26 protein-coding genes and 1 other RNA gene are annotated in these 25,431 nt (G+C 63.0%); 12 read left to right on the forward strand and 15 right to left on the reverse strand.

Going from position 1 to position 25,431, the window contains the following annotated elements; translation table 11 throughout:
- Positions 1–651 precede the first annotated feature (651 nt).
- Entirely contained in the window at positions 652–1,128 is a 477-nt protein-coding gene (locus VCS63_RS25810) for an Lrp/AsnC family transcriptional regulator (RefSeq protein WP_054458545.1), read from the reverse strand.
- Positions 1,129–1,284: 156 nt separating this feature from the next.
- Here VCS63_RS25810 and hppD point away from each other — a divergent pair, with 156 nt between their 5' ends.
- A complete protein-coding gene (gene hppD / locus VCS63_RS25815) occupies positions 1,285–2,397 on the forward strand; it encodes a 4-hydroxyphenylpyruvate dioxygenase (RefSeq protein WP_042796403.1) in 1,113 nt (370 codons plus the stop codon).
- A gap of 82 nt (positions 2,398–2,479) precedes the next feature.
- Here the strand turns inward: hppD and msrA are convergent, their stop codons facing one another.
- The 3 genes from msrA to ilvD all read right to left on the reverse strand — a co-directional run bounded on the left by msrA (position 2,480) and on the right by ilvD (position 5,116).
- Entirely contained in the window at positions 2,480–3,034 is a 555-nt protein-coding gene (gene msrA, locus VCS63_RS25820) for a peptide-methionine (S)-S-oxide reductase MsrA (protein ID WP_063639708.1), read from the reverse strand.
- A gap of 77 nt (positions 3,035–3,111) precedes the next feature.
- Positions 3,112–3,447 (reverse strand): c-type cytochrome, encoded by a 336-nt coding sequence (locus tag VCS63_RS25825; RefSeq protein ID WP_076816290.1) that lies wholly within the window; start codon positions 3,445–3,447, stop codon positions 3,112–3,114.
- Positions 3,431–5,116: a dihydroxy-acid dehydratase gene (ilvD, locus tag VCS63_RS25830; RefSeq protein WP_323881438.1), complete on the reverse strand. Its 1,686-nt coding sequence runs from the start codon at positions 5,114–5,116 to the stop codon at positions 3,431–3,433. The genes VCS63_RS25825 and ilvD overlap by 17 nt, the downstream gene beginning before the upstream one ends.
- 125 nt (positions 5,117–5,241) lie before the next feature.
- On the opposite strand from ilvD, the gene lgt reads away from it, so the two are divergent.
- Positions 5,242–6,030: a prolipoprotein diacylglyceryl transferase gene (lgt, locus tag VCS63_RS25835; RefSeq protein WP_042796400.1), complete on the forward strand. Its 789-nt coding sequence runs from the start codon at positions 5,242–5,244 to the stop codon at positions 6,028–6,030.
- On the opposite strand, the gene VCS63_RS25840 is transcribed toward lgt, so the two are convergent.
- The 4 genes from VCS63_RS25840 to VCS63_RS25855 form a co-directional block, all read right to left on the reverse strand.
- Positions 6,005–6,760, reverse strand: a complete 756-nt coding sequence (locus VCS63_RS25840) for an SIMPL domain-containing protein (RefSeq protein WP_323881441.1) — start codon at positions 6,758–6,760, stop codon at positions 6,005–6,007. The two genes, lgt and VCS63_RS25840, sit on opposite strands and share 26 nt — an antisense overlap.
- Positions 6,761–6,841: 81 nt before the next feature.
- A non-coding RNA gene (gene ssrS / locus VCS63_RS25845) (6S RNA) lies at positions 6,842–7,026 on the reverse strand.
- Between the two features lie 33 nt (positions 7,027–7,059).
- Positions 7,060–7,371: a cell division protein ZapA gene (locus VCS63_RS25850; RefSeq protein WP_006388757.1), complete on the reverse strand. Its 312-nt coding sequence runs from the start codon at positions 7,369–7,371 to the stop codon at positions 7,060–7,062.
- Positions 7,371–7,817 carry a hypothetical protein gene (locus VCS63_RS25855; RefSeq protein WP_042796399.1) on the reverse strand — a complete coding sequence of 149 codons (447 nt, stop codon included), beginning with the start codon at positions 7,815–7,817 and terminating at the stop codon, positions 7,371–7,373. The genes VCS63_RS25850 and VCS63_RS25855 overlap by 1 nt, the downstream gene beginning before the upstream one ends.
- A gap of 424 nt (positions 7,818–8,241) precedes the next feature.
- Here VCS63_RS25855 and VCS63_RS25860 point away from each other — a divergent pair, with 424 nt between their 5' ends.
- The 4 genes from VCS63_RS25860 to VCS63_RS25875 all read left to right on the forward strand — a co-directional run bounded on the left by VCS63_RS25860 (position 8,242) and on the right by VCS63_RS25875 (position 12,999).
- Positions 8,242–8,706: a tripartite tricarboxylate transporter TctB family protein gene (locus tag VCS63_RS25860; RefSeq protein WP_042796398.1), complete on the forward strand. Its 465-nt coding sequence runs from the start codon at positions 8,242–8,244 to the stop codon at positions 8,704–8,706.
- A gap of 13 nt (positions 8,707–8,719) precedes the next feature.
- Positions 8,720–10,225 (forward strand): tripartite tricarboxylate transporter permease, encoded by a 1,506-nt coding sequence (locus VCS63_RS25865; protein ID WP_063639711.1) that lies wholly within the window; start codon positions 8,720–8,722, stop codon positions 10,223–10,225.
- A 187-nt stretch (positions 10,226–10,412) separates the two neighbouring features.
- Positions 10,413–12,017, forward strand: a complete 1,605-nt coding sequence (locus tag VCS63_RS25870; RefSeq protein ID WP_104653994.1) for a gamma-glutamyltransferase family protein — start codon at positions 10,413–10,415, stop codon at positions 12,015–12,017.
- A 76-nt stretch (positions 12,018–12,093) separates the two neighbouring features.
- A complete protein-coding gene (locus VCS63_RS25875) occupies positions 12,094–12,999 on the forward strand; it encodes an NAD(P)-dependent oxidoreductase (protein ID WP_323881444.1) in 906 nt (301 codons plus the stop codon).
- 65 nt (positions 13,000–13,064) lie between these two features.
- On the opposite strand, the gene VCS63_RS25880 is transcribed toward VCS63_RS25875, so the two are convergent.
- Complete coding sequence (locus VCS63_RS25880) at positions 13,065–13,694, reverse strand: FMN-dependent NADH-azoreductase (RefSeq protein WP_323881446.1); 630 nt, start codon at positions 13,692–13,694, stop codon at positions 13,065–13,067.
- Between the two features lie 153 nt (positions 13,695–13,847).
- Between VCS63_RS25880 and VCS63_RS25885 the strand changes: the two genes are divergently transcribed.
- A complete protein-coding gene (locus VCS63_RS25885) occupies positions 13,848–14,783 on the forward strand; it encodes a LysR family transcriptional regulator (RefSeq protein WP_042796394.1) in 936 nt (311 codons plus the stop codon).
- On the opposite strand, the gene VCS63_RS25890 is transcribed toward VCS63_RS25885, so the two are convergent.
- From VCS63_RS25890 to VCS63_RS25915, 6 genes are all read right to left on the reverse strand, one after another.
- Positions 14,777–15,706 carry a 2-hydroxyacid dehydrogenase gene (locus VCS63_RS25890; protein ID WP_042796393.1) on the reverse strand — a complete coding sequence of 310 codons (930 nt, stop codon included), beginning with the start codon at positions 15,704–15,706 and terminating at the stop codon, positions 14,777–14,779. The two genes, VCS63_RS25885 and VCS63_RS25890, sit on opposite strands and share 7 nt — an antisense overlap.
- A 108-nt stretch (positions 15,707–15,814) precedes the next feature.
- The gene (locus VCS63_RS25895; protein ID WP_042796392.1) at positions 15,815–17,344 is read right to left on the reverse strand and encodes a tripartite tricarboxylate transporter permease; all 1,530 of its coding nucleotides are present in this window, start codon (positions 17,342–17,344) and stop codon (positions 15,815–15,817) included.
- Between the two features lie 6 nt (positions 17,345–17,350).
- A complete protein-coding gene (locus VCS63_RS25900) occupies positions 17,351–17,779 on the reverse strand; it encodes a tripartite tricarboxylate transporter TctB family protein (RefSeq protein ID WP_042797549.1) in 429 nt (142 codons plus the stop codon).
- Between the two features lie 262 nt (positions 17,780–18,041).
- Positions 18,042–19,544: a sensor histidine kinase gene (locus VCS63_RS25905; protein ID WP_088607836.1), complete on the reverse strand. Its 1,503-nt coding sequence runs from the start codon at positions 19,542–19,544 to the stop codon at positions 18,042–18,044.
- A 30-nt stretch (positions 19,545–19,574) separates the two neighbouring features.
- The gene (locus VCS63_RS25910) at positions 19,575–20,261 is read right to left on the reverse strand and encodes a response regulator (protein ID WP_042796391.1); all 687 of its coding nucleotides are present in this window, start codon (positions 20,259–20,261) and stop codon (positions 19,575–19,577) included.
- Entirely contained in the window at positions 20,242–20,814 is a 573-nt protein-coding gene (locus VCS63_RS25915) for an RNA pyrophosphohydrolase (RefSeq protein WP_042796390.1), read from the reverse strand. The genes VCS63_RS25910 and VCS63_RS25915 overlap by 20 nt, the downstream gene beginning before the upstream one ends.
- 65 nt (positions 20,815–20,879) lie before the next feature.
- Between VCS63_RS25915 and VCS63_RS25920 the strand changes: the two genes are divergently transcribed.
- From VCS63_RS25920 to tolA, 5 genes are read left to right on the forward strand one after another with little or no spacing between them, the layout of a single operon-like run.
- Entirely contained in the window at positions 20,880–22,607 is a 1,728-nt protein-coding gene (locus tag VCS63_RS25920) for a proline--tRNA ligase (protein WP_164793441.1), read from the forward strand.
- A 53-nt stretch (positions 22,608–22,660) separates the two neighbouring features.
- The gene (gene ybgC, locus VCS63_RS25925; RefSeq protein WP_042796388.1) at positions 22,661–23,083 is read left to right on the forward strand and encodes a tol-pal system-associated acyl-CoA thioesterase; all 423 of its coding nucleotides are present in this window, start codon (positions 22,661–22,663) and stop codon (positions 23,081–23,083) included.
- A gap of 2 nt (positions 23,084–23,085) precedes the next feature.
- Positions 23,086–23,766: a protein TolQ gene (gene tolQ / locus VCS63_RS25930; RefSeq protein WP_042796387.1), complete on the forward strand. Its 681-nt coding sequence runs from the start codon at positions 23,086–23,088 to the stop codon at positions 23,764–23,766.
- Positions 23,766–24,227: an ExbD/TolR family protein gene (locus VCS63_RS25935; protein ID WP_042796386.1), complete on the forward strand. Its 462-nt coding sequence runs from the start codon at positions 23,766–23,768 to the stop codon at positions 24,225–24,227. Before tolQ ends, VCS63_RS25935 begins: the two co-directional genes overlap by 1 nt.
- Before the next feature lie 39 nt (positions 24,228–24,266).
- Entirely contained in the window at positions 24,267–25,415 is a 1,149-nt protein-coding gene (gene tolA, locus VCS63_RS25940; RefSeq protein WP_042796385.1) for a cell envelope integrity protein TolA, read from the forward strand.
- Positions 25,416–25,431 lie beyond the last annotated feature (16 nt).

The following is a 25,431-nucleotide window of genomic DNA, read 5'->3' on the forward strand; positions in this document are numbered from 1 at the left end:
CGCCTCTCTTAGCAGCTATCGAAATATCAGGGTTAACCCTAAGTTTTCGGCAACTGCCAAGCCTGAAACTTTAACACAACTTTTGCAGATTATGCAACCGGCTTTTGCCTGACTTGCATTCTTTCCTGCAACATCGCAGCGGCTTTCGCCAGAGCGCTGATCCTGAAATCCAGGGGTTGGTTATTGCAACAGCTGGTTGGCGACATAAGGGTAAACCCTTTGTTTACATCGCCAGCCAAGCCCAAGACTATAGCACGATTTTTGCAAATTGCGCAACTGGCTTCTGCCTGATTTGCTGCAATTCATGCAATAACCGCATCGCTTTCATTTCTGACCGCTTGCGGCAGGCCGGCTTGGTTGCCCGTGTCGCCCTGTGTGCTTGCTTGGCCTTCGCGCCTCAAAAACCGACCGAATCGCGAAGGAGCGAGACTATAGCACGGAAATTTGCCCATTCCATGAAGATGGCACCCATTTTTCAAAAAGATGAAGTTTTCTGGGGACGGGCTTAAGTGAGGGGCGCTCCTTCCCTATATATAGAGAGCCAGGCAGGAGAGGAGGAATCCAACAGAGGCCGGCGGCAAGTTGCCACTCGCGGCACGCACGCTTATATATATAGAGCAATACGCAAGCCTCCGCGGCCACACCAAAAGATCAGAGCCTCAGCTCTGTCGTCTCTTTGATCTGCTGAAGCGCGAAGAACGAGCGCATGTCGACTACTGCGGGATGGCGCATCAAGGTGTCCATGGCGAATCGGGAGAAATGCGCGAGATCGGCGACCTGTATGCGCAGCAGGTAATCCATGTCGCCAGACATGGCATAGCACTCGACCACCTCCGGCCACAGCTGCACGTCGCGGGCGAAGTCGCTCATGGGCGCGTGACTGGATCCGCTGTGCTTGTTCAAGCGGATGTTCACGTACGCAAGCAGGCCCAAGCCAACCTTCTTCGCGTCGATAAGCGCCACGTACTTCTTGATGAAGCCCTTCTCTTCCAGCCTCCGGACTCGTCGCAGACAGGGACTGGGCGAAAGCGACACACGGTCGGCCAGTTCCTGGTTGCTGAGCCGCCCATCCCGCTGCAACTCGGCCAAAATCCGTATATCTGTCCTATCTAGCTCAATGTCAGACATTTTTAGCCCTGAATATTTTTTCTACGGCAATATTATTGCTCAACCAGCTAGCTTTCGCGACACGTTTGCAATTGTCTGCCCGTCGTTCCTTCCTACAATCTCCGTCTAGACTTGAAGAACAAGTCGTCCTTAAAAATGATGCAAGGGAGCAGACTTATGAGCAGCGCTTTCCAACCCTGGGACAACCCGATGGGCACCGCCGGGTTCGAGTTCATTGAATACGCCGCGCCGGACCCCGCCGCACTGCGCAAGGTGTTCGAGCTGCTGGGCTTCAAGGCCATTGCCAAACACCGCCACAAGGATGTGACCCTGTATCGCCAGGGCGGTGTGAACTTTCTGATCAACGCCGAGCCGGATTCTTTCGCCCAGCGTTTCGCGCGCCTGCATGGACCGTCGATCTGTGCGATCGGTTTTCGCGTGCAGGACGCCAATGCCGCCTACAAGCGCGCCCTGGAGCTCGGCGCCTGGGGCTTCGATTCGCATAGCGGCCCGATGGAACTGAACATTCCGGCCATCAAGGGCATCGGCGATTCGCTGATCTACCTGGTGGACCGCTGGACCGGCAAGGACGGCCATGGCGGTATCGGCGACATCAGCATCTATGACGTGGACTTCGTGCCGGTGGACCCGCAGAACGCCCAGGCCGACCTGAATCATCGCGGTGCCGGCCTGACCCTTGTGGATCACCTGACGCACAACGTGCACAAGGGCCGCATGGCAGAGTGGGCGGAGTTCTACGAGCGCCTCTTCAATTTCCGCGAAGTGCGCTACTTCGACATCGAGGGCAAGGTGACGGGCGTGAAGTCCAAGGCCATGACCTCCCCCTGCGGCAACATCCGCATTCCGATCAACGAAGAAGGCACGGAAGAAAAGGGCCAGATCCAGGAATACCTGGACCTGTACCGAGGCGAAGGCATCCAGCATATCGCCATGGCCACGGAAGATATCTACGCCACTATCGAGGCGTTGCGCCAGAATGGCGTGGTGTTCCTGGATACGCCGGAGACCTATTACGAGTTGCTGGACCGCCGCCTGCCGAACCACGGCGAGGACGTAGCGCGCCTGCAAAAGAATCGCATCCTGCTGGACGGCGCCCCCGGCGGCGGACTGCTGCTGCAGATTTTCACTGAAAACCAGATCGGCCCGATCTTCTTCGAGATCATCCAGCGCAAGGGCAACGATGGCTTCGGCGAAGGCAATTTCAAAGCCTTGTTCGAGTCGATTGAACTTGACCAGATGCGCCGAGGCGTCGTGAAGACCGTCGAGTAAAGACTTCCCCCGCCAGCGTCCGGTGCTCGGGCATCGACGCTGGCCTTGAAACCTCACCCCAGGGTGAGGTTTTTTTTGCCTGCTACTTCTGCAGTCGGTCCTGGAATTGCTTACGGAACTTGGCGACCTTCGGCGCAATCACGAACTGGCAATAGCCTTGCTCTGGATGCAGGGCAAAGTAATCGCGGTGATAGTCTTCAGCCGGCCAGAATTTGGCGGGTGCCAGCAGGTGCGTCACGATAGGCGCATCGTAGATTTTCTGGGCTTCGACTTCGGCGATGACCGCTTGAGCCTGTTCGCGCTGCGTTTCGTTCTGCCAGAAGATGGCCGATTCGTACTGCGGACCGACGTCGTTGCCCTGACGGCCAGGGGTGGTGGGATCGTGGGTCGCGAAGAACACGCGCAGCAGATCGCTGTAAGACAGTTCGGCGGGATCGAACTCGACGCGAGCCACTTCGATGTGACCTGTATCCTTGCCGCAAACCTGTTCATAGCTGGGGTTGTCCACATGCCCGCCGCTGTAGCCGGGCAGCACGCTCCTGACGCCGCGCAGATCGGTGAACACCGCTTCGACGCACCAGAAGCAGCCGCCGCCGAGTACGGCGACTTCATTGCCCGGAGAGGGTTGTTCTGACATGACGGTTCCTTATTGATAGGCGGCCGCGAACTGCGGCCAGACGCCCGGATTTCATGCGTGGGCGCAGAAGAATAAGACTACTGCTTGGGCGGCGCCAGCGACAAGATCCATTCAGCAAGCGCGCGGGCATCATCCTGGCTGACCTGGGTTTGCGCAGGCATGGGCACCGCGCCCCAGGCGCCTCTGCCGCCCCCGCGTATCTTGCCGGCCAGGTAATCGACCATGGCGTCGCCCTGCCCCGCATAGCGCTCGGCCACACTCTTGAGGGGCGGCCCCACGCGCTTGGCTTCGACTTGATGGCACGCCATACAGGCCTTGTTTTTGGCCAGGTCCAGCCCGGTGGTTTGCGCTTGCGCCGCCCCCGCGCCCAGGACGCAGGCGGCGGCCAACAACAGACTACTCTTCAAATGCATCGGTAACTGCCCCACGGCTCGCGGTGCTGGCGAGCTTGCCGAACTTGGCAAGCACACCGCGTGTATAACGCGGCCGGGGCTGAACCCAGGCCTGGCGACGAGCCGCCATCTCTTCGTCGCTGATATTGAGCTGCAACAGCAGCTTGTGGGCATCGATGGTAACCGAATCGCCCTCGCGGATCAGCGCGATAGGCCCTCCGACGAAAGCCTCCGGCGCGACATGGCCAACCACCATGCCCCAGGTTCCGCCCGAGAAGCGTCCGTCCGTGATCAACCCTACCGTTTCACCCAGCCCCTGGCCGACCAGCGCGGAGGTGGGCGCCAGCATTTCGCGCATGCCTGGGCCACCCTTGGGGCCTTCGTAGCGGATGACCACGACATCGCCATCGCGGATCTCGCGCGCCATGATGGCCGTCATGGCGTCGTCTTCCGAGTCGAAGACACGCGCGGGTCCGGTGATGACCGGGTTCTTCAGACCGGTGATCTTGGCGACGCAACCTTCTGGCGAGAGATTGCCTTTCAAGATGGCGAGATGGCCCTGGGGATACAGCGCCCGATCCAGCGACATGATCACGTCCTGGTCCGCCCTGGGCGCGTCAGGCACGGCGGCCAGCGTTTCCGCGATGGTCTTGCCTGTGATGGTGATGCAGTCTCCATGCAGCAGGCCTGCATTGAGCAATAGCTTCATGACCTGAGGAATGCCGCCGGCGCGATGCAGGTCCGTGGCGACGTATTTGCCAGAAGGCTTCAGGTCGCACAGCACGGGCACGCGCTCGCGGATACGTTCGAAATCGTCGATGGTCCAAGGGACTTCGGCGGCATGGGCTATTGCCAGGAAGTGCAGGACGGCGTTGGTGGAACCGCCCGTGGCCATGATGACGGACACTGCATTCTCAATGGATTCGCGCGTGATGATGTCCCGCGGCCGCAGCCCTTGCCTGACGGCCTCGACCAACACACGCGCCGACTCCGCGGCGGAGGCGACTTTTTCCTCGTCCTCGTTGGCCATGGTGCTGGAGTAAGGCAGGCTCATGCCCATGGCCTCGAACGCGGAGCTCATGGTGTTGGCCGTATACATGCCGCCACAGGATCCCGAGCCCGGAATTGCGCACTTTTCGATCTGCTTGAAATCTTCTTCGGGCATGCGGCCCATGGTGTATTCGCCCACGGCCTCGAACACGGAAACGATGGTCAGGTCGTTGCCCTTGTAGTGGCCAGGCTTGATGGTGCCGCCATAGACATAGATGCCGGGCACGTTCGTGCGCGCCAGGGCAATCATGCCGCCGGGCATGTTCTTGTCACAACCACCGATCACCACCACGCCGTCCATCCACTGGCCTTGCGCGGCTGTTTCGATGCAGTCTGCAATGACTTCGCGGGACACCAGCGAATACTTCATGCCCTCGGTGCCCATGGACATGCCGTCTGAAATGGTGGGCGTGCCGAATACCTGCGGATTGGCGCGGGACGCGCGAATGGCATCGATGGCGGCATCGGCCAGGCGCTGCAAGCCGCTATTGCACGGCGTGATCGTTGAATGGCCATTGGCCACGCCGATCATGGGATTTTCGAAATCCGTTTCCTGGTAACCCAGCGCGTAATACATGGCGCGGTTGGGCGCGCGCGCGACACCGTGGGTGATGTGGCGGGAACGTTCGTTATGCGGCATGGTCTGTCTCCTGTCGGCCGTCGGGGCTCGGACGTGGCGACCGCCCCGGGAAGCTGGCTCGCTTGCGCGCGAATCTTCAATGCTCGCCGGTTATTATCATTCAACTTTATTGTGTCGGGCAGAACATGCTGCAATATCCCCAATTTGATCCCGTCGCCCTGCAGATCGGGCCGCTTGCCATCCACTGGTACGGACTGATGTACCTGGTGGGCTTCGCCCTGGTGTACCTGCTGGGACGCCGGCGCATCACCTCCGGCCACACTACCTCGCTGAACGTGAAGGACCTGGAAGACCTGATCTTCTACAGCGTGCTGGGCGTGGTGCTGGGCGGGCGGCTGGGCTATGTGCTGTTCTACAAGCCCTCGTATTACTTGTCCCACCCGCTGGAAGTGCTGTACCTGTGGCAAGGCGGCATGTCGTTCCACGGCGGCCTGATCGGCGTGATCGTGGTGATGCTGCTGTTCGCACGCAAGAAGAAGCTGCCGTTCTTCGCGGTGAGCGACTTCATCGCGCCGCTGATCCCGCTGGGGCTGGGCTTTGGGCGCCTGGGCAATTTCATCAATGGCGAACTCTGGGGCCGCCCCACCGATGTGCCGTGGGCAATGGTGTTTCCGGGCAGCGGCGATGGCCTGCCGCGCCATCCGTCGCAACTCTATGAGCTGGGCCTGGAAGGCATCGTGCTGTTTGCGCTGCTGTGGTGGTTTTCCAGCAAGCCGCGCCCCCTGGGGCAAGTGAGCGGGCTCTTCCTGATGGGTTACGGAACGTTCCGCTTCCTCGTGGAATTCACCCGCGAGCCTGACAACTTCCTGGGCCTGCTCGCGGGCGGATTGAGCATGGGACAGTGGCTGTCCCTGCCGATGGTCGCCTTGGGCGCCATCATGTTCAGCCTTACTGCAAAACGATCGTCCCGTTGACCGCAATGCTGACCGTGACGTTGCCCGCTTCCAGCGGCACGTCCGGGCTATAGCCGCCGGAGGCGTCCTTGGCCATGGCGGCGGCGCCCATCATGCGCGGCACGGGCACTGCGCCGCCCGAGCCGCCCAGTTCGAGCTTGGACAGGCGGTAACCCGAGAAGCCGAAAGCGTTGGCCGCGGCCAGCGCGCGGTCCTTGAAGGCCTGCGCGGCTTCCTTGAGCAGCTTGCGCTCTTCGGCCTCGCGCGCCTCGCGCGACAGCAAGAAGCTGATGTTGGAGATGGCTGTCTTGTCGGACAGCTTGGAAGCCAACGCAGCCGCGGCTTCGAAGTTCTTGGATTCCAGAATCACCTCGCCCTGGCCACGCCAGGAACTGATCTTGCCTTTGCTGGAGGTGTTCGGCCAGACGTTGTAGCCGCCGGTACGCACCTCGACGTCCTTGACGTCGCGCGCGCGCTTGATCACGTCATCCAGGGCGGCAGTCAACTTCTTGCCCGCGGCCGGTTGATCCTGCGCTTCAACTTCGGCCGACAAGGAAATGCGGACCGTGTCTTGCTTGACCTCGGAAGACGCCGTGGCCTGCAGGGTCAATTCCGGAGCGCGGCTGGCAGAGGCTTCGGCGGCGGCGGGAGCCGGGGTCTGCGCGTGGACGAGCGGCGCAGCACTCAGAGCGGCCACGGTTGCGCACGCCGCGCCGAGTTTGGTCAGCGAGAAAACAGGGTGTTTGAACATGGACTGGTCCTAGGAGGGAGGACGGAGGGGAGAGATGAGGCGCCCGAGGCGGACCTGCTCTTGTGGCAGGCCCGCTGGGATAGATGCCCCGCCTGTGCCGTCAAGGCCGGCATCTCGAACCCTGAGGTTCAAGGTGGTCGCGTTCCGAAGAGCGTCGGGTTCGTCTACAGGAGACGATCACTCCAGCTCTGCACTCCCGCAACCAATATGCCATAAGACATAGGTTCAGAGAATGTATGGCCTAGTCACGAACACGGCAGGGACAAACTGAAAATACTTGAGTACTGCTTCATGAACTGTCAGAGCAGTTTTTCCTGACCCGACAAGGCGTCATCGAGTACTGCGTTCATGTCCTCGATTCTACGCTTGAAGTCGCCGACCGCCAAACCGCCCAGCGGACCATCGGGTGCTTTCATGGCGAGCAGCTCGCCCGCGACTTGCAACGCGGCCATCACGGCGATGCGTTCATTGCTGGAGACCTTGCCCGTGCCCTGGATGCGCAGCATCAGCTGGTCCACATGGCGCACAGCGGCCAACAGGGTCGGCTTTTCTTCGGCGGAACACGCCAGGGAATAGTCGCGTCCCAGTATGGTGACATCTACGCGTTCCATCAGTGTTGCTCTCCAGACGGTGCGCCCGGCAAGCGGGCCAGCACGGCGTCAATGCGCTCACGGGCCGATGCGGCGGCCACGCGCAAGCGCTGTAATTCGGTGTCGCGGGTCTGCAAGTTGCCTTGCAATTCGGTCTCGCGGGCGGAGAAACGCGATTCGAGCGATTGGCGCTCGGCGGTTTCGCGGGCCAGTTGCTCGCGCAGCGCAGCCTCGGCCTGCTGGGCCTGCTCGAGCATGGCGGAGACCGCGCCATCGTGATCCTGAAGCTTGCTCTGCAGCGTGACGATTTCGGCCTCGCGCTCGGCGGCGCGTTGCTTGAGCACGCGTTGCTCAGCTTCGGTTTCATTCAGGCGTTGGCGCAACGCGTCACGCTCTGCGTGGAGTTGGCGGGTGCGTTGCACCAGTTGCCCTATGCGGGCGGCGAGTTGGTCTAGATCTTGCAGCATGGGCGCTATCGTAAACCATCCTGAGTTGAACGGGGTCCCTTCACGCAAGGTGAGAAACCCGGCAATATTCAGTAGGATTTATCCCTCCCTCATCCGAACGCCACGCATCCGGCCGATCCTGCTTTCGTCTTTCTTTCTATAAACTTTCACTTAGCTTTCAAAAAGCCCTCAAACTTCCTGGCCCGTTACAACTCGGGGTCGGGAGTTCCCGAATTCTAGGGAAAACCCCAGCCTTTCACCGACCTTACAGGGTTTGCAGCGTGCCGGGCGTCCATTACCATTCGCCCTTTCAAGAATCCTAGCCTTACCTTTCATAAGAACAAATGGCACCCTGAAGTGCCTTTTTTGTGCCTGTCACTCGCCTGTCGGCGGGATTGGCCACAGACCTTTTTATCTACATGCTGTAAACAGGAGCCAACCAATCATGCAGCTACGCAATCGACAGGACTTCTGGTCGGGGGTGATGTTCATCGCCCTTGGACTGGGATTCGCCTGGCAGGCCAGCAGCTACCAAATGGGTACTGCCGCCCGAATGGGCCCAGGGTATTTTCCTTTCTGGCTAGGCATTGTTCTGGCATTGCTGGGCGCCATCGTGCTGCTTGGCTCGCTGTCCAAGAAGGCCCACGAGACCCACGTCGACAAGTTCGACTGGCGCATCGTTTTCCTGGTGGTCGGATCGGTCGTGCTCTACGGCTTCATCCTCAAACTGCTGGGCATCTACATTTCGGTATTCGTCCTGGTTGTCGTCAGCAGCCTGGCCAGCCATGAGTTCAGCTTGAAGGTCGCCGTCGCCAACGCGATCTTCCTGGTGGTGTTCTCGTATCTGGCATTCGTCAAGGGGCTGGGGCTGATTTTCCCGCTGTGGCCGTCCTTTCTGGGCATGAACTAAGGAGCCTTCGGTCATGGAATTGTTTGACAACCTCATGCTGGGCTTCTCGGTCGCGTTCACGCCCGAGAACCTCGCCTACGCCTTGCTGGGCTGCATCCTGGGCACGCTGATTGGCGTGCTCCCGGGCATCGGCCCCGTCCCGACCATTGCAATGCTGCTGCCGATCACGTACGTGCTGCCCCCGGTGGCCGGTCTGATCATGCTGGCGGGTATTTATTACGGCGCCCAATACGGCGGCTCCACGACGGCAATTCTTGTGGCATTGCCAGGGGAAACGTCCGCGGTGGTGACCGTGCTGGACGGTCACCAGATGGCCCGCAACGGCCGCGCTGGCGCAGCACTGGCAATCGCCGCGCTGGGTTCGTTCTTCGCAGGTTGCGTGGCCACGCTGCTGCTGGCCGCCTTCGCGCCCCCGCTGGCTGAAGTCGCGTTCAAGTTCGGCCCCGCCGAGTACTTCTCGCTGATGTGCCTGGGCCTGGTCGGCGCCGTGGTGCTGGCCTCGGGTTCGCTGCCCAAGGCAATCGCGATGATCCTGCTGGGCCTGCTGCTGGGCATGGTGGGCACCGACGTGAACTCGGGCGTCGCCCGCTTCGACTTCGGCATCCCCGAGCTGCAGGACGGCATCGACTTCGCCATCGTGGCCATGGGCGTGTTCGGCTTCGCCGAAATCATGACCAACCTCGAGCAGAAGGAAAACCGCGTCGACATCACCGACAAGATCGGCACGCTGTATCCCAACAAGCAGGAATTCAAGGAAGCTGCTCCCGCCGTGCTGCGTGGCACGGCCCTGGGTTCGGCCCTGGGCATCCTGCCGGGCGGTGGCGCCGTGCTGTCGTCGTTCGCGTCCTACACGCTGGAAAAGAAGATCTCGAAGAATCCGGAACGCTTCGGCAAGGGCCACCCGGCCGGCCTGGCTGGTCCGGAATCGGCGAACAACGCTGCCGCGCAGACTTCGTTCATCCCGCTGCTGACGCTGGGTATCCCGGGCAACGCCGTGATGGCGCTGATGGTCGGCGCCATGACCATCCACAACATCCAGCCCGGCCCGCAAGTCATGACGAGCCACCCCGAGCTGTTCTGGGGCCTGATCGCCTCGATGTGGATCGGCAACCTGATGCTGGTGGTGCTGAACCTGCCGCTGATCGGCCTGTGGGTCAAGCTGCTGAAGGTGCCCTACCGCATCCTGTTCCCGGCGATTCTGGTGTTCTGCACGATCGGCGTGTACTCGTTGAACTACAACACGTTCGACATCTTCACCACCGCCATCTTCGGCATCATCGGCTACGTGTGGTCCAAGCTGAAGTGCGAAGGCGCACCGCTGCTGCTGGGCCTGGTGCTGGGTCCCATGATGGAAGAGAACTTCCGTCGCGCCCTGCTGCTGTCGCGTGGCGACTTCACGACCTTCGTGACGCGTCCGCTGTCGGCCTCGCTGCTGGCCGTCGCCGTCTTCCTGGTGATCCTGGTGGCCCTGCCTGCGATCCGCAAGAAGCGCGAAGAGACCTTCGTCGAAGAAGACTAAAGCGCAGCCTGCCGCTGCATCGCGGCAGCCTCGCCCTGAAAACCCCCGGGTTCCGCCCGGGGGTTTTTCTTTGCGCGCGCAAAATGCCTCCCTCAAATGAAACCAGGCAATACAAACCGATACGGGTTATGTTCAAAGGCCGTTCAGCTACGTTAAGCTAGGGGTTTACCCCACGCGACGATTCGAGATGAATTTCAACTGGAACAACCCCTATCCCTCCACCCGCCGCCCCGTCTTCGCGCGCAACGTGGTCGCCACCTCGCAACCCTTGGCCGCTCAGGCCGGCCTGCGGATCCTGGCGCAGGGCGGAAACGCCGTCGATGCGGCGATCGCCGCGGCCGCCACGCTGGCACTGACGGAACCCGTCAGCAACGGACTGGGATCGGATTGTTTCGCGATCGTCTGGGATGGCTCCAAGCTGCATGGCCTGAACGCGTCGGGCACGGCGCCCGCGGCGTGGAACATGGACTACTTCCGGCGCAAGCATCAGGGTGCCATTCCGGCCCGCGGCTGGGACAGCGTGACCGTGCCGGGTTGCGTGGCCGGCTGGGGCGCACTGCATGAAAAGCTGGGCCGCCTGGCTTACGCCGACGTCTTGGCGCCCGCCATCGAATATGCCGAGCGCGGTTTTGCCGTGTCGCCGATCGTGCAGGAAAAATGGGCGGCGCAGGCTGACCTGTTGCAGCCTCAGCCTGGCTTCGCCGAGCATTTCCTGCCTCGTGGCCGCGCGCCTCAGGTTGGAGAGCACTTCGTCCTGCAAGGCGCGGCGGCCACGCTCAAGCGCATTGCCGCCAGCGGCGGCAGGGACTTCTATGAAGGCGAGACCGCGCACAAGCTGGTGGCGCATGCCCAAGCCCACGACGCCGCACTGACGCTGGCCGATCTGCGCGATTACGCGCCGCAGTGGGTCACTCCGATCAGCCAGGCCTACCGCGGCCATACGCTGCACCAGATTCCCCCCAACGGCCAGGGCATTGCAGCCTTGATCGCCCTGGGCATCCTGCAGAACTTCGACGTGGCCGCCCGCCCAGTGGATCACGCCGAAACGCAACACCTGCTGATCGAGGCGATGAAGCTGGCCTTCGCCGATGTGTACGCACACGTGGGCGACGCGCGTCACATGCGCGTGACGCCCGAACAGATGCTGTCGCCGGACTACTTGGCGCAACGCGCACGCCTGATCGATCCCAATGCGGCGCAGGCCCACGCCAGCGGCCATGCGCCGCGCGGCGGCACCGTTTACCTGACGGCCGCAGACAAGTGCGGCATGATGGTCAGCTTCATCCAGTCGAACTACATGGGTTTTGGCTCCGGCGTGGTGGTGCCCGGCACGGGCGTCAGCCTGCAGAACCGCGGCCATTGCTTCAGCACGGACCCGGACCATCCCAATGCGGTAGCGGGCGGCAAGCGTCCCTTCCACACCATCATCCCCGGCTTCCTGATGCGCAACGGCGCGCCTGTCATGAGTTTTGGGGTCATGGGAGGCAATATGCAGCCCCAGGGGCAGGTCCAGGCGCTGGTCCGGATGCTGGACTACGGGCAGCAGCCACAGGCCGCCTGCGATGCGCCTCGCTGGAAGTGGAACCATGGGCTGTCGCTGGATGCGGAGGCCGGCCTGGCCTCCACGGTTGCCGAGGGGCTGCGCGCCCGGGGCCACGTGCTCGAGAGCATGGCGGATCCCTACATGGACTTCGGCTCGGGCCAGTTCATCTGGCGTCTGGGCGATCCGGCCGTGGACGGCTATGTCAGCGCAAGCGACAGCCGTCGCGACGGACTCGCCGCAGGCTTTTGATTGCGTTAAGGTTAGGGCCTGTTTACAGGCGCCAGCGCCCCTGATGCCCCTAACCTCATAAAGCGGAGTCCCCTGCATGGCAACGATCGGTACCAAGAGCTACGACGCTGTCGTAGCCCAGAAAGTCACTTTCCTCGGATTGGGCGTCATGGGCCTGCCCATGGCCGGCCACCTGGCGCGCGCAGGGCATGACGTCACGGTCTACAACCGCACGCCTGCCAAGGCCCAGGCCTGGGTCGCGGAATTCGGCGGCAAGAGCGCCGCTACGCCTCGCGAAGCGGTCGCTGGCGCGCAGATCGTCTTTGCCTGCGTAGGCAACGATGACGACCTGCGCAGCGTCGTGCTGGGCCCGGACGGCGCCTTCGCCGGCATGGCGCCCGGCGCGGTATTCGTGGACCACACCACCGCGTCGGCCGACGTCGCGCGCGAACTCTATGCGCAAGCCAAGGACCTGGGCCTGAATTTCGTGGACGCTCCGGTGTCGGGCGGCCAGGCCGGCGCAGTCAATGGTGTGCTGACCATCATGTGCGGCGGCGAACAGGCCGTATTCGACGCGATCAAGCCCGTGGCGCAGAGCTTTGGCCGCGCCGTCACGCTCGTCGGGCCGCCGGGGGCTGGGCAACTGGCCAAGATGGTCAACCAGATTTGCATCGCCGGCGTGGTGCAGGGCCTGTCCGAAGCCGTGGCTTTCGGCCAGGCGGCCGACCTGGACATGAAGCTCGTGTTGGACGTGATCAGCAAGGGCGCGGCGCAAAGCTGGCAGATGGAGAACCGCGGCGGCACCATGGTCGATGACAAATTCGACTTCGGTTTCGCGGTGGACTGGATGCGCAAGGACCTGGGCCTGGTGCTGGCCGAAGCCCGTCACAACGGCGCGCGCCTGCCCCTGACTGCGCTGGTGGACCAGTTCTACGGCGACGTGCAAAAGATGGGCGGCGGCCGCTGGGACACTTCCAGCCTGATCAAGCGGCTGCGCGACTGAGCCTGACGCTTGCAGCAAGAAAAAAGGCGAGCCGCCAGGCTCGCCTTTGCTTTTGACGCCCGCGCTTACGCGGCCAGGCTGTCCTGCTGCGCGGCAGGCAGCAACGCATCGATGCGTTGCTTGGCTTGCGCCATGCCTTCCAGCGCGGCCACTTCACCCATGGCCATGCCTTCAGCGGCAATGAAAGTGACGTCATCCATGCCCAGGAAGGCGAGCATCTGACGCAGGTAAGGAGTCAGCGTGTCAGACGGCGTGCCCTCGGCCTTGCCGCCGCGAGCCGTCAGCACGAACACCTGCTTGCCCTTTACCAGGCCTTCCGGCACGCCTTCGGCGGTGTAGCGGAAGGTGATGCCGGCGCGGGCCAGATGGTCAAGATAGCTCTTGAACTGTGCGGGCATGTTGAAGTTGTAGACCGGAACGGCGAAGACGATGCGATCGGCTTGCATCAATTCGGCGACCAGTTCGTCGCTCATTTCAACCAGGCGTTGCTGTTCCACCGTACGGGCATCAGCCGGGGTAAACAGCGCGCCGGCAGTGTCGCCGTCGAAGTACGGAATGGGCTGCGCGCCAATGTCGCGGACCTTGATGACCGCGGCCGGATTGGACGCCTTGACGCAGTGGATCAGGTGATCGGCCAATTGCTTGCTGTTGGAACGATCGCCGAGAATAGAGGAAAGGATAACCAGGGTCTTCATTGCAAATTTCTCCAGTGATGGCCCGCTCACTGCGGGCGGTCAGGATCCGTAAGCGTTAGTCAGATCCCGAGTGCATGGACGTCACTGTAGACCGCTTAATTGTTCACATAAATCCGGTTATGATGAACTATTCGTTCCAGGAATAGAACAATCATGCAAGATCTCAATGACCTCTATTACTTTTCCCAGGTCGTCGAACAGGGGGGCTTCAGCGCCGCAGCCCGGGCGCTGGACATTCCGAAATCCCGCCTGTCGCGCCGGATCTCGCACCTGGAGGAAAGCCTGGGCGTGCGCCTGCTGCAACGCACGACGCGCCGCTTGCGCCTGACCTCGGCTGGCGAACGCTACCTGCACTATTGCCGCGAAATGGCCGCCTCGGCGCGCGCGGCGGACGATGCCATGCGGCAATTGCAGGCGGAGCCTACGGGCCCCGTGATCGTCAGCTGCCCCGTATCCATCGCGCAGGATGTGCTGTCGCCGCTATTGCCCGAATTCCTGGACGCCTGGCCGGCCGTGTCGGTGCAGTTGCTGGTGACCAACCGCCGCGTGGACCTGATCCGTGAAGGCGTAGACCTGGCGCTGCGCGTGCGCACCAAGCTGGATACGGACGCCGAGCTCGTCGTGCGTCACTTCGGTACGGCTCGCGGCACGCTGGTCGCCAGCCCCAGCTACCTGCAACGCCACGGCACGCCCGACACTCCCCAAGACCTCGCCACGCACACCACGCTGAGCTTCAGCGACCCGCAGAACGAGGTGCGCTGGCCCCTGCGCAACGACAAGGGCGAAGAAGTCCACGTGGAATTGAAGCCGCAATTGTCATGCAACGACTTCATCGTGTTGACCGAAGCGGCGGTGCGCGGCCGCGGCATCGCCCTGCTGCCTTCGATTGCCACGCACGAACAATTGCGGCGCGGCCAGCTGGTACAGGTTCTGCCCCAATGGCAATCGCCCGAAGGCATCGTGCATTGCATCTATCCGTCACGGCGGGGCATGATGCCCGCCGTACGCGCCCTGCTCGATTTCCTGTCTGAGCGCCTGCCCGCGATGTATCAACGGCTGGAAAAGGCGCCGCCGCTTCCGGCTCAATAGCCCCGCGAACGGTCCACCACGCCAGTGATGGCTTCGCCGCGCCGCAGTTGCTCGACCTTGCCCGCGATCTGCCGGATGCTTTCATCGCGCAAGGTGCGCGCCGCGATGTGCGGCGTGACGTGAACGCGCGCATCGCGCCAGAAGGCATGGTCCTTGGGCAGGGGTTCGGTATGGAAGACATCCAGCGTGGCGCCGTCGATCTCGCCTTCTTCGAGCATCTGCACGAGGTCGTCCTCGACCAGGTGTTCGCCCCGGCCCACGTTGACCAGATGCGCATGCGGCAGAAGCTGGGACAGCGTGTCGCGATTGAGGATGCCGATGGTGTCCGGCGTAAGCGGCAGGACGTTCACCAGGAAGCGCGTGCGGGCCAGGAATGCCGGCAAGGCGGCTTCGCCCGCAAAGGATTCCACGCCGGGGATGTCGCGCGGCGACCGCGACCAGCCCGCCACGGGATAACCGAACTCGGCCAGAGTCTGCGCCACGCGTGCGCCCACCTGCCCCAACCCCAGCACGCCCACCGGCCAGTCGGCCTGCCGTGAACCTTCGCGGGTGTCCCAGTGCTGGCGGGCCTGTGCGTGGTCGAAGGCTTCGAAATCACGCGAGACGCGCAGCAGCGCGTACAACGCATATTCGGCCATCTGCACCGCCATGCCTGCGTCTTCCAGGCGGACGATCCGCACCTGCGGCGGGATCTCGGGCATTTTCAGCAAGGCGTCAACGCCGGCACCCAGGTTGAACAGTGTCGTCAGGCCGGTCTCGTGCTTGAAGAGTTCGGCTGGCGGCTTCCAGACCAGGGCGGCTTCTGCGCCCGAGGGCGGCCCGTCCGGGTTCCACACGGAAATGCGGCATCCGGGCATCGCGGCTTCCAGTAACGGAACCCAGGTGGCGGGATCGTGGTGGGGACAGGCGAAGAGTAGGTGCATGATGGCTATGTATGCTGGCTCGGGAAGCCTAAAGCATGAGGGATGCCGCCGCACAAATCAAACGGCCCGGCATGATGCCGGGCCGCTCGCAAACCTGCAGAAAAGCGCTTATGCCGCCTGCGGTACCTCCGGCTTGCCTTTGCCCTTGTTCTTGTTGCGGCGCAGGAAGGCCCACACCTGCAACAGGACGAGCAAGGCGCTCGCGCCGATGAACCAGGCGCTGATCGGGCGTTCCACGAATACCGCGAGGTCGCCGCGCGACAGCAACAGCGCGCGACGGAAGTTCTCTTCCACCATCGGCCCCAGCACGAAGCCGAGCAGGATGGGCGCTACCGAAAACTCCAGGGTCATCAGGATGGCGCCGATCACGCCGAATGCCAGCACTTCCCAGATCTGGAAGAGGCTGTTCTGCGTGCTGAACACCCCCACCGCGATGAAGAACAGCGCGGACGGGAACAGGTAGCGGTACGGCACCTGCAGCAGTTTCACCCACACACCGATCAGCGGCACGTTCAGCACCATGAGCAACACATTACCGACCCAAAAGCTGGCGATCAGGCCCCAGAAGATGTCCGGATGCTCGGTGATGAGCTGGGGACCGGGCTGGATGCCCTGGATCAGCAGCGCACCCAGGATCAGCGCCATCACTGCGTCGCCGGGAATGCCCAGGCTCATCGTCGGAATGAAGTCGACCTGCGTCTTGGAGTGCGACGACGCTTCGGGCGAAGCCACGCCGGCGATCATGCCGGTGCCGAACTTCTCGGGCGTCTTGGATATCTTGCGCTCCAGCGCATAGGCCACGAAGGTGGTGATCGTGGGCCCCGTGCCGGGCATCGCGCCAAACAGGGTGCCCACGGCCGTGCCGCGGACCATCGGCCAGAACGCGGTCTTGAGCTCCTGTTTGCTGGGCCGCATATCGCGCAGGCGCAGCTTGGCGCCGCTGCCGATGATGGTCATCCGGTTGACGCTCATCAGGAAGTCGGCCACGCCGAACAAGCCCATGGAGATCGCCACGAGTTCCAGGCCATCGGACAGATCCAGCAGCCCGAACGAGAATCGGATGGTACCGGTGTTCACGTCCGTGCCCACGACACCGCACATCAAGCCGAACAAGGTCATCGCCACGCCCTTGAGCGGAGAACCGCGCGACATCGTAGCGCCGGCCAGCAGGCCCAGCAGCATGATCGAGAAGATCTCGGTAGGGCCGAACTTGAAGGCGACTTCGACCAGCAGCGGCGACGCGAAGATCATGACGATGATCCCCACCGATGCGGCGAAAAATGAGCAAATCATCGTGATGCCCAGCGCCGTGCCTCCCTTGCCCTGCTTGGTCAGCGGATAGCCGTCCAGGCAGGTAACCGCGTGCGGCGGATGCGAAGGCAGGTTCAACAGAATTGCACCGATGGCGCCGCCGTACTGCGAGCCGTAGAAAATACCCGCCAGCATCAGGATGGCGGGCACCGGATGCATCACATAGGTCAGAGGCAGCAGAATGGAAATGGCCGACAGCGCGCCCATGCCGGGCAGCACGCCGATGAGGTTGCCCACCAGCACGCCGAAGAACGACCACATCAGGTTATGCCACTGGAAAGCGACGCCGAAGCCGTACCAGAGGTCCATCAAGGATTGGGAAATCATGGCGCATCAACCCCAGCGAAACAGCGGAAGCTGCAGTTGCAGCGCCCACCAGAAGACAACGACCGCGATGACGGTCATGGCGATCGAAAGCAGCAGAGCCTGCTTGATCGTGTTGTTGCGGTCGCCCAGCGCCGAAATGAAAACGATGGCGAACGTGGCGGGCAGCAAGCCGCCGTAATGGCCCAGCAGCAGGAACGCCAGGATGCCCAGCAGGATGCAGGCACCGCCCCGGAAATCAGGCAGGCCGTGGGCATGGCCGTCGCCAGGCGCAGGCGCCGCCGATTCGCCGGAGCGCGCGGAAATGGCGATCAGCACGCCGGTCAGAGCCAGCAGGCCTCCGAGCGCAGCTGGGAAGAATCCTGGACCCATGTGACTCAGGGTCCCGATGTGATAGTCGGTCCCGCCGTAAATCGCCCCCAGCCCGATGAGGACCATCAGCGCTCCGCCGTAATAGTCCTTTCTATTGATTGTCTTTTGCACTTCATCCTCCTTCATGGTGCGGCACCGCGCCTGACCAGGATGCGCAGCTCGAAACGAGCGCCACCCGGTGCCCGGCGACAGGCCCGGACGCAGATTACGGAAGGAAGCTGCTAATCCGCTTTCTGTGCGCTGTCGCGTTCCTGAATTCGGGGGTTATCCCTGAAAGGAAGCCGGACCACGCGTGAAAAAAGAGGTTGAAAGCGGAAATGCGGAGAAGTTATTGATCGCCCTTGAGGTCGACATCGACCGGGCGCGGATACTGCGACACCGTGGAAGCTAGCGGCAGCCACAGTACGGACGCAAGGCCGACGCCGCCTTGCGCGTTCGGCTCGCCATCGCGTAGTTCGATGTCTCCGTCATTGCGGCGCGCATAGGCGCGAGCAATCGCCAGGCCCAAGCCCGAACCGGAGGAGGCGACCGGTTTGTCGGTACCGACACGCTCGAAACGCGCGAAGGCGCGCTGGCGCATGATCGGATCCAACCCCGGTCCGTTATCGGAAACGGCCACCTCGGCTCGATTGTCGCGGCAGCAGACCGACACGGTGATGCGCGCGCCCACGGGCGCGTAGTGGATGGCGTTGTGCACCAGGTTGGACAGAGCCTCGTGCAGTTCGGCCTCATTGCCCGACACTGGCGCGGGCATTTCCTGCCCTTCTTCCGAGCCTGCCTGCACCCAGCCCAGGTCCTGCTGCTTTTCGTGCGCCAACGGCAGGTATTGCAGCACCACTTCGCGTGAGACCGCGTTCATATCCAACAGTTGGCGCGGCTGCTGATCGGCCTGGTTGGCGTGCGCCAAGGCCAGCAATTGCTCGGTCAGGCGGCGCGTGCGGCCCAACTGGTCGACGATGCCCCGCAAGCCTTCCTGCGCGCGGGCGGGATCACGTTCACGCAGGGCGTACTGCGCCTGCGTCAGCATGATGGCCAACGGGGTGCGTAGCTGATGTGACGCATCGGCCAGGAACTGTGATTGCTCGTCAAGGACGCGGCGGTAGCGCGCGATATGGTGGTTGACGGCATCGACCAGCGGCGCCACTTCGCTGGGCACGCGCGATGCATCCAGCGGCGTCAGGTCTTCGGGGCGGCGCGCGCGGATATCGTTGCGCAGCCGGCGCAAGGGCTTCAGTGCCCATGAGACGCCCCACCAGACCAGCAATGCGACCAGCGCCAGCATGCGCGTGTCGCGCAGGATTTCCTGGCGCCGCGCGTTGTTCTCGGCTTCGATGCGCTTGCCCGTGCTTTCGGCCACGACGACCAGCACCTGGCGGTGTTGCCCCTGGTAATACAGATCCCGCACCACCGACACAACGCGCACGGGGTCGTTGCGATACACGCTGTCGTAGAAAACCGGCTGGCTGTTGGACCGCGGCCAGGTAGGCGGACGCGGCATTTCCGGCATGCCCAGCAAGGTCTTGCCCGGCTCCGTCGGCACCGCGGCGCCGTCAGGCAGCGGCGGGTCGATCTCTTCGATGCGGAAATACTTGCGCAGGCCCGCCCGGGACTCGAGCATCACCTGCGCGTACAGCGGCGTGGCGACCTGCAAATTGCCGTCAGGCGTGAATTCCAGACTGCTTTCCAGCACCCGGGCCGGTTCCACCAGGGCGCTGTCGTAGGCCTCGTTGGTGATCTCGGCCAGCGTGCGGTAGTCGTTCACGCTGTCCACGACCAGCAGCATGATCACGCCCGGCAGCAGCAGAATGATCAGCAGCGCGCGGATGCCCACGCGCGGCAACTCGGATAGCCGCAGCCTCACTCAGGATTCCGTGGACTCGCTGGCAACGCTTTCCAGCATATAGCCCAACCCGCGCACGGTAACGATGCGCACGTCGCTACCAGCCAGCTTCTTGCGCAGGCGGTGCAGCACAACCTCGATAGCGTCCGGATTGGCTTCGCTGTCATGGGTGAACACCTTGCCGAACAGCTGGGACTTGTCCACCGGATAGCCGCTGCGGGTCAACAACGCGGCCAGGGCGGCATGTTCGCGCGGGGTCAGGAACAGCAGCGAGCCGTCCAGCGTGAAGGCGCGGCTTTCGCTGTCGTAGGACAGCGAACCGCACTGCAGGCGCGGATGCTGGCGACCGCGGCTGCGGCGCACCAGCGCCGTCAGGCGCGCTTCCAGTTCTTCGAGTGCAAACGGTTTGGTGAGGAAGTCGTCCGCGCCCAGGTTCAGGCCGCGCACGCGGTCCTGCAGGGCGCCCTGGGCGGTCAGAAGCAGCACGGGGGTGCGGTCGTCACGGTTGCGCATCTCGCGCAGGACCACCAGACCGTGCTTGTCGGGCAGGCGCAGGTCCATGACGATAGCGTCGTATTCCGTGCCCGCCATGAAAGCTTCAGCGGTGCGCGCGTCGGCCGCGTGATCGGGCACGAACCCGCTCTGGGCGAGCGCGCGCATCAACCAGGACGCCATGTCCCGTTCGTCTTCAACCAACAATATGCGCATGACCGTCCGTTCCTTCGGGCAGATTCTCTGCCGCCCGTTGCCCGTGCACCCGCTGGCGCAGGTAGCGGGTTTCGTGATGGCGCCGGAAGAGGATAGCCGACAGCTCGTTCAGCGCCTGGGTGTAGACATCGCGCTTGAACTCGATCACCGCATCCAGGGGCACCCAATACTGGCTCCAGCGCCAGGCATCGAATTCCGGATGCTGCGTCGCGCGCAAGCAAACGTCACTGTCACGTCCTACCAGGCGCAACAAGAACCAAATCTGTTTTTGTCCTTTATAGTGGCCGCGCCACTCACGCCGGACGAAGTGATCGGGCACGTTATAACGTAACCAATCGCGTGTACGCCCCAAAATACGGACATGCTCGGGCTTCAGGCCCACCTCTTCATGGAGCTCGCGATACATGGCCTGCACCGGGCTTTCGCCGTACTTGATGCCGCCCTGGGGGAACTGCCAGGCATGTTCCCTGATACGCTTGCCCCAAAAGACCTCGTTTCTACCGTTGACGAGAATGATGCCGACATTGGGGCGGTAGCCTTCGCGGTCAAGCATGGGCCACCCCCACCGAATTCAATACAATTACGGTCGATTATACGTATCTGCTGCCACCTTTAAACATGCGCGCATCCAACTACCACATCAACACCCTCAAAGAAGCCCCTTCCGAAGCCGAAGTCGCCAGCCATCAGCTGATGACCCGCGCAGGGATGATCCGCAAGCTCGCGGGCGGCATCTACACCTATATGCCCCTGGGGCTGAAAGTCATCCGCAAGGTCGAGGCCATCGTCCGGGAAGAAATGAACGCCGCGGGTGCGATCGAGCTGCTGATGCCGGTGGTGCAGCCGGCCGAGCTCTGGCAGGAGTCGGGCCGCTGGGAGCAATACGGCGCCGAACTGCTGCGCATCAAGGACCGACACCAGCGCGATTTCGTGCTGCAACCCACGTCCGAGGAAGTCATCACGGACATCGCGCGCAACGAAATCCACAGCTATCGCCAACTGCCGGTGAACTTCTACCACATCCAGACCAAGTTCCGGGACGAGCGCCGCCCGCGCTTCGGCCTGATGCGCGGCCGTGAATTCACCATGAAGGACGCCTATTCCTTCGACCGCGACGAAGCCGGCGCCCAGGCCAGCTACGACAATATGTTCAACGCCTACATGCGCATTTTCGGCCGGCTGGGCCTGGAATTCCGCGCCGTGGCCGCTGACACGGGCTCGATCGGCGGCACCCGCAGCCACGAATTCCAGGTGATCGCCGACACCGGCGAGGACCTGCTGGTCTACAACGCGGATTCGGAATACGCCGCCAACATCGAACTGGCCGAGGCTCCCGGCCTGTACGCCAGCCGCGCCGAACCCGCCCAGGCCATGGCGGAAGTGCCCACGCCGGGCGCCGCCAAGTGCGAGGACGTGGCCAAACTGCTGGGCCTGCCGCTGGAACGCACGATCAAGTCGATCGTGCTGGCCACCGATGGCGAAAAAGGCGCCGACATCTGGCTGCTGCTGCTGCGCGGCGACCATGAACTCAATGAAATCAAGGCCGGCAAGCTGCCCGGCCTGGCCGGCTTCCGCTTCGCCACGGAAACCGAGATCGTCGAAGCCTTCGGCTGCAAGCCCGGTTACCTGGGCCCGGTCAAGACCGCGCGTCCGGTCCACGTCATCGCCGACCGCACCGTGGCCAACATGGCCGACTTCGTCTGCGGCGCGAACAAGGAAGACTTCCACATCCAGGGCGTGAACTGGGGCCGCGATCTGCCGGAGCCGGAACTGGTGGCCGACCTGCGCAACGTGGTCGCCGGCGATCCCTCGCCGGATGGCAAGGGCACCCTGTCGATCCAGCGCGGCATCGAAGTGGGCCACGTTTTCTACCTGGGCAAGAAGTATTCGGAAGCCCTCAAGGCCACGTTCCTGGACGAGACCGGCAAGCCCGCCGTGCTGGAAATGGGCTGCTACGGCATTGGCGTGACCCGCATCGTGGGCGCGGCCATCGAGCAGAACCACGATGCCCGCGGCATCATCTGGCCGCGCGCAATCGCGCCCTTCGAAGTGGTAATCTGCCCGGTCGGCTGGGGCAAAAGTGAAACCGTGCGTGACACCGCGCAGAAGCTGTATGAATCCCTCCTGGCGCGCGGCGTGGACGTCATACTGGACGACCGCGATGCCCGCCCGGGCGTGATGTTTGCTGAATGGGAGCTGATCGGCGCGCCGCTGCGTGTAACAGTTGGAGAACGCGGCTTGAACGATGGTGTGGTGGAATTGCAGGCCCGTCGGGAAACCGAAGCGGCCAAGATTCCGGTAGAGTCCGCGCTTGAAGCCGTGCTGACGAAGCTCGATACGCTGTAAACCTTATAGTAACTACGGACTTTTCGCGTCCCGACCGCCCTTTCCTATTCATCGTGACCGATCCGAAGTCCGCCGAATCCGTCCTGCAGGTCCGCGTCTACTACGAAGACACGGACGCAGGCGGAGTGGTTTTTTACGCCAACTACTTGAAATTCCTGGAGCGCGCACGCACCGAATGGCTGCGCGCCCTGGGAGTCAACCAGTCCAATCTGGCGGTCAGCGAGCAACGTTTATTCGTTGTCCGCTCTCTGGACATGTCCTACCGCAAGCCGGCCAGGCTGGACGATTTACTTACCATACGCAGCCGGGTCACACGACTGGGCCGCGCTTCGATACACTTCGCGCAACGCGCGGAACGCGACGGGGAACTGCTTGCCGAAGGCAACATCCAAGTCTGCTGCGTCGATGCCATTCACATGCGGCCGGCGGAGTTGCCGGCTGACGTTCGCGCCAAACTGGAATTCATTCAGGAATAACCATGCAAGTCACCAACGACATGTCGTTGCTTTCGCTGATTTCGCACGCCAGCGTGCCGGTCCAGCTGATCATGCTGATGCTGTTGGGCATTTCGATCATGTCCTGGACCTACATCTTCGCCAAGCGGCTGGCGATCAAGCGGGCCCATGCCCAGACCCGCCGCTTCGAAGATGATTTCTGGTCGGGCGGCGACCTGTCCATGCTGCAACAGGCCGTGGCCTCGCGCCGCGATGAGCAGGGCGCGCTGGCCCGCATCTTCGATGCCGGCATGACCGAGTTCCTGAAGGCCCGCCGCGGCAACTCCTCCGGCGATGCCACCGCCCTGCTGGATGGTCCGCGCCGCGCCATGCGCGCCGCCTATCAGCGCGAAATGGATTCGCTGGAATCGCACCTGAACTTCCTGGCCTCGGCCGGCTCCGTGTCCCCCTATATCGGCCTGCTCGGCACGGTCTGGGGGATCATGCACGCCTTCATCGGCCTGTCGAACATGCAGCAAGCCACGCTGGCCTCGGTGGCTCCCGGTATCGCGGAAGCGCTGATCGCCACCGCCATCGGCCTGTTCGCGGCAATTCCCGCCGTGGTCGCCTACAACCGTTTCACGAACGACATCGACCGCATCTCGATCCGTTTCGACAGCTTCGTCGATGAATTCCTGAACATTCTGCAACGGCAGGTGCGCTAATGCCCTCGGTAAGCTCACGCGGCAGGTCCGGCCGCCGCATGAAGGCCGACATCAATGTGGTGCCGTACATCGACGTGATGCTGGTGCTGCTGGTCATCTTCATGGTGACGGCCCCCCTCATCACGCCCGGCCTGATCCAGCTGCCCTCGGTAGGAGCGGCCTCGGACGTGCCGGTCAAACCGCTGGAAGTCCAGATTTCGGAAGACGGCAAGATCGCCCTGCGCGTGCGCGAACCCGGCGCCACCATGCAGGACATCGCGCGCCCCGAGCTGGTGGCGCAAGTGCGCTCGCGCATTACCGCGGAAACCCCGGTGGTCATTGCCGCCGACGGCAAGGTGCCCTACGAGACGGTCGTGAAGGTCATGGACGAACTTCGCACCAATGGCATCACCCGCCTGGGTCTGCTGGTGGACCAGTCCGCCGGCGGCGCTTCCCAGCCCGCACCCGCGAAAAAACGCTAACGCGACGCCTTCCGCCGGCGCTGCCGGCATGCAACGCTCATGACGCCACCCATAATCCGACACCGCAGCGGCCCACCGGCCACCCCGCCCAATAACGACAACCGGAAAGCATTGATTCTGGCCGTGGCGGTGCACGTGCTGCTGCTGATCGTCTTGATCTTTGGCGTGAACTGGCGCTCGGAGAACCCTGGCCCCGTGCAGGTGCAACTCTGGGCCGACGGCAATTCGCCCGACTCCCCGCCGCCCACGCCCCAACCCGAACCCCAGAAGCAACAGCCCAAGCCGGAGCCAAAACCCGAGCCCAAGCCTGAGCCCGAGCCCGAGAAGGCCCCGGAGCCGCCGCCTCCGCCGCCTCCGCCGCCCAAGCCTGAGGTCCAGGCCCAGCCCAAGACCGAAGAGGTCGACCCCGAGATCGCGCTGCAGGAAGCCAAGAAGAAGCGCGAGCAAGAGGAGAAGGCACGCCAGGCTGCCGAAGCCGCCAAGGAAAAGGCGCGCCTCGAAGAAGAGCGCAAGCAGGCTGAATTGAAGGAAAAGAAGCGCCTGGAGCAGGAACGCCAAGCCGCCGAAAAGGCTGCTGCCGAGAAAGCCGCCCAGGAAAAGGCCGCGGCCGACAAGGCTGCCGCCGAAAAGAAGGCCAAGGACGACGCCGCCAAGAAGGCCGCGGCGGAGAAGGCTGCCGCCGAGAAGGCCGCTGCCGAGAAGGCAGCCCAGGAAAAAGCCGCCGCCGAAAAGGCCGCTGCCGAGAAGAAGGCCGCCGCCGAGAAGGCTGCTGCCGAAAAGAAAGCCAAGGAAGAAGCTGCCAAGAAGGCCGCCGCCGACAAGGCCTTGAAGGACGCCTTCCGCAATGACGCCCTGGGCGCTGCCGGCATCCCCGGCGGCACGGCCGACCGCAACCAGGCGGGCGGCGGACGAGACAGCGGCTATGGCGCCAAGGTCCGCGCCTGCGTGCAGCCTGGGGTGGCATATCCGCCTCCGGCCCGCAGCGGATCGGAAAATCCGACGGCACAATACCGGGTACAGTTAGGTTCTGACGGGAAGGTCAATGGCGTCACCTTGACCAGTTCTTCGGGCAACCCCGGTTTCGACCGCGCGGTCGAGACCGGCATCCGCCGTTGCAACCCGTTCCCGAAGCCCTCCACGGGCCGCTACGAACCCATTATTGACGTTGTGTACAGAATGTATGATTGACAGGAGATTGATGAAT

The organism is Achromobacter sp. D10 (genome assembly GCF_035282245.1).
Classification (GTDB): domain Bacteria; phylum Pseudomonadota; class Gammaproteobacteria; order Burkholderiales; family Burkholderiaceae_B; genus Achromobacter; species Achromobacter insolitus.

Excerpts from the sequence above, each read along its gene's own strand:
- VCS63_RS25810 (WP_054458545.1), bottom strand. The coding sequence starts at position 1,128 with ATGTCTGACATTGAGCTAGATAGGACAGATATACGGATTTTGGCCGAG.
- hppD (WP_042796403.1), top strand. The coding sequence starts at position 1,285 with ATGAGCAGCGCTTTCCAACCCTGGGACAACCCGATGGGCACCGCCGGG.
- msrA (WP_063639708.1), bottom strand. The coding sequence starts at position 3,034 with ATGTCAGAACAACCCTCTCCGGGCAATGAAGTCGCCGTACTCGGCGGC.
- VCS63_RS25825 (WP_076816290.1), bottom strand. The coding sequence starts at position 3,447 with ATGCATTTGAAGAGTAGTCTGTTGTTGGCCGCCGCCTGCGTCCTGGGC.
- ilvD (WP_323881438.1), bottom strand. The coding sequence starts at position 5,116 with ATGCCGCATAACGAACGTTCCCGCCACATCACCCACGGTGTCGCGCGC.
- lgt (WP_042796400.1), top strand. The coding sequence starts at position 5,242 with ATGCTGCAATATCCCCAATTTGATCCCGTCGCCCTGCAGATCGGGCCG.
- VCS63_RS25840 (WP_323881441.1), bottom strand. The coding sequence starts at position 6,760 with ATGTTCAAACACCCTGTTTTCTCGCTGACCAAACTCGGCGCGGCGTGC.
- VCS63_RS25850 (WP_006388757.1), bottom strand. The coding sequence starts at position 7,371 with ATGGAACGCGTAGATGTCACCATACTGGGACGCGACTATTCCCTGGCG.
- VCS63_RS25855 (WP_042796399.1), bottom strand. The coding sequence starts at position 7,817 with ATGCTGCAAGATCTAGACCAACTCGCCGCCCGCATAGGGCAACTGGTG.
- VCS63_RS25860 (WP_042796398.1), top strand. The coding sequence starts at position 8,242 with ATGCAGCTACGCAATCGACAGGACTTCTGGTCGGGGGTGATGTTCATC.
- VCS63_RS25865 (WP_063639711.1), top strand. The coding sequence starts at position 8,720 with ATGGAATTGTTTGACAACCTCATGCTGGGCTTCTCGGTCGCGTTCACG.
- VCS63_RS25870 (WP_104653994.1), top strand. The coding sequence starts at position 10,413 with ATGAATTTCAACTGGAACAACCCCTATCCCTCCACCCGCCGCCCCGTC.
- VCS63_RS25875 (WP_323881444.1), top strand. The coding sequence starts at position 12,094 with ATGGCAACGATCGGTACCAAGAGCTACGACGCTGTCGTAGCCCAGAAA.
- VCS63_RS25880 (WP_323881446.1), bottom strand. The coding sequence starts at position 13,694 with ATGAAGACCCTGGTTATCCTTTCCTCTATTCTCGGCGATCGTTCCAAC.
- VCS63_RS25885 (WP_042796394.1), top strand. The coding sequence starts at position 13,848 with ATGCAAGATCTCAATGACCTCTATTACTTTTCCCAGGTCGTCGAACAG.
- VCS63_RS25890 (WP_042796393.1), bottom strand. The coding sequence starts at position 15,706 with ATGCACCTACTCTTCGCCTGTCCCCACCACGATCCCGCCACCTGGGTT.
- VCS63_RS25895 (WP_042796392.1), bottom strand. The coding sequence starts at position 17,344 with ATGATTTCCCAATCCTTGATGGACCTCTGGTACGGCTTCGGCGTCGCT.
- VCS63_RS25900 (WP_042797549.1), bottom strand. The coding sequence starts at position 17,779 with ATGGTCCTCATCGGGCTGGGGGCGATTTACGGCGGGACCGACTATCAC.
- VCS63_RS25910 (WP_042796391.1), bottom strand. The coding sequence starts at position 20,261 with ATGCGCATATTGTTGGTTGAAGACGAACGGGACATGGCGTCCTGGTTG.
- VCS63_RS25915 (WP_042796390.1), bottom strand. The coding sequence starts at position 20,814 with ATGCTTGACCGCGAAGGCTACCGCCCCAATGTCGGCATCATTCTCGTC.
- VCS63_RS25920 (WP_164793441.1), top strand. The coding sequence starts at position 20,880 with ATGCGCGCATCCAACTACCACATCAACACCCTCAAAGAAGCCCCTTCC.
- tolQ (WP_042796387.1), top strand. The coding sequence starts at position 23,086 with ATGCAAGTCACCAACGACATGTCGTTGCTTTCGCTGATTTCGCACGCC.
- VCS63_RS25935 (WP_042796386.1), top strand. The coding sequence starts at position 23,766 with ATGCCCTCGGTAAGCTCACGCGGCAGGTCCGGCCGCCGCATGAAGGCC.
- tolA (WP_042796385.1), top strand. The coding sequence starts at position 24,267 with ATGACGCCACCCATAATCCGACACCGCAGCGGCCCACCGGCCACCCCG.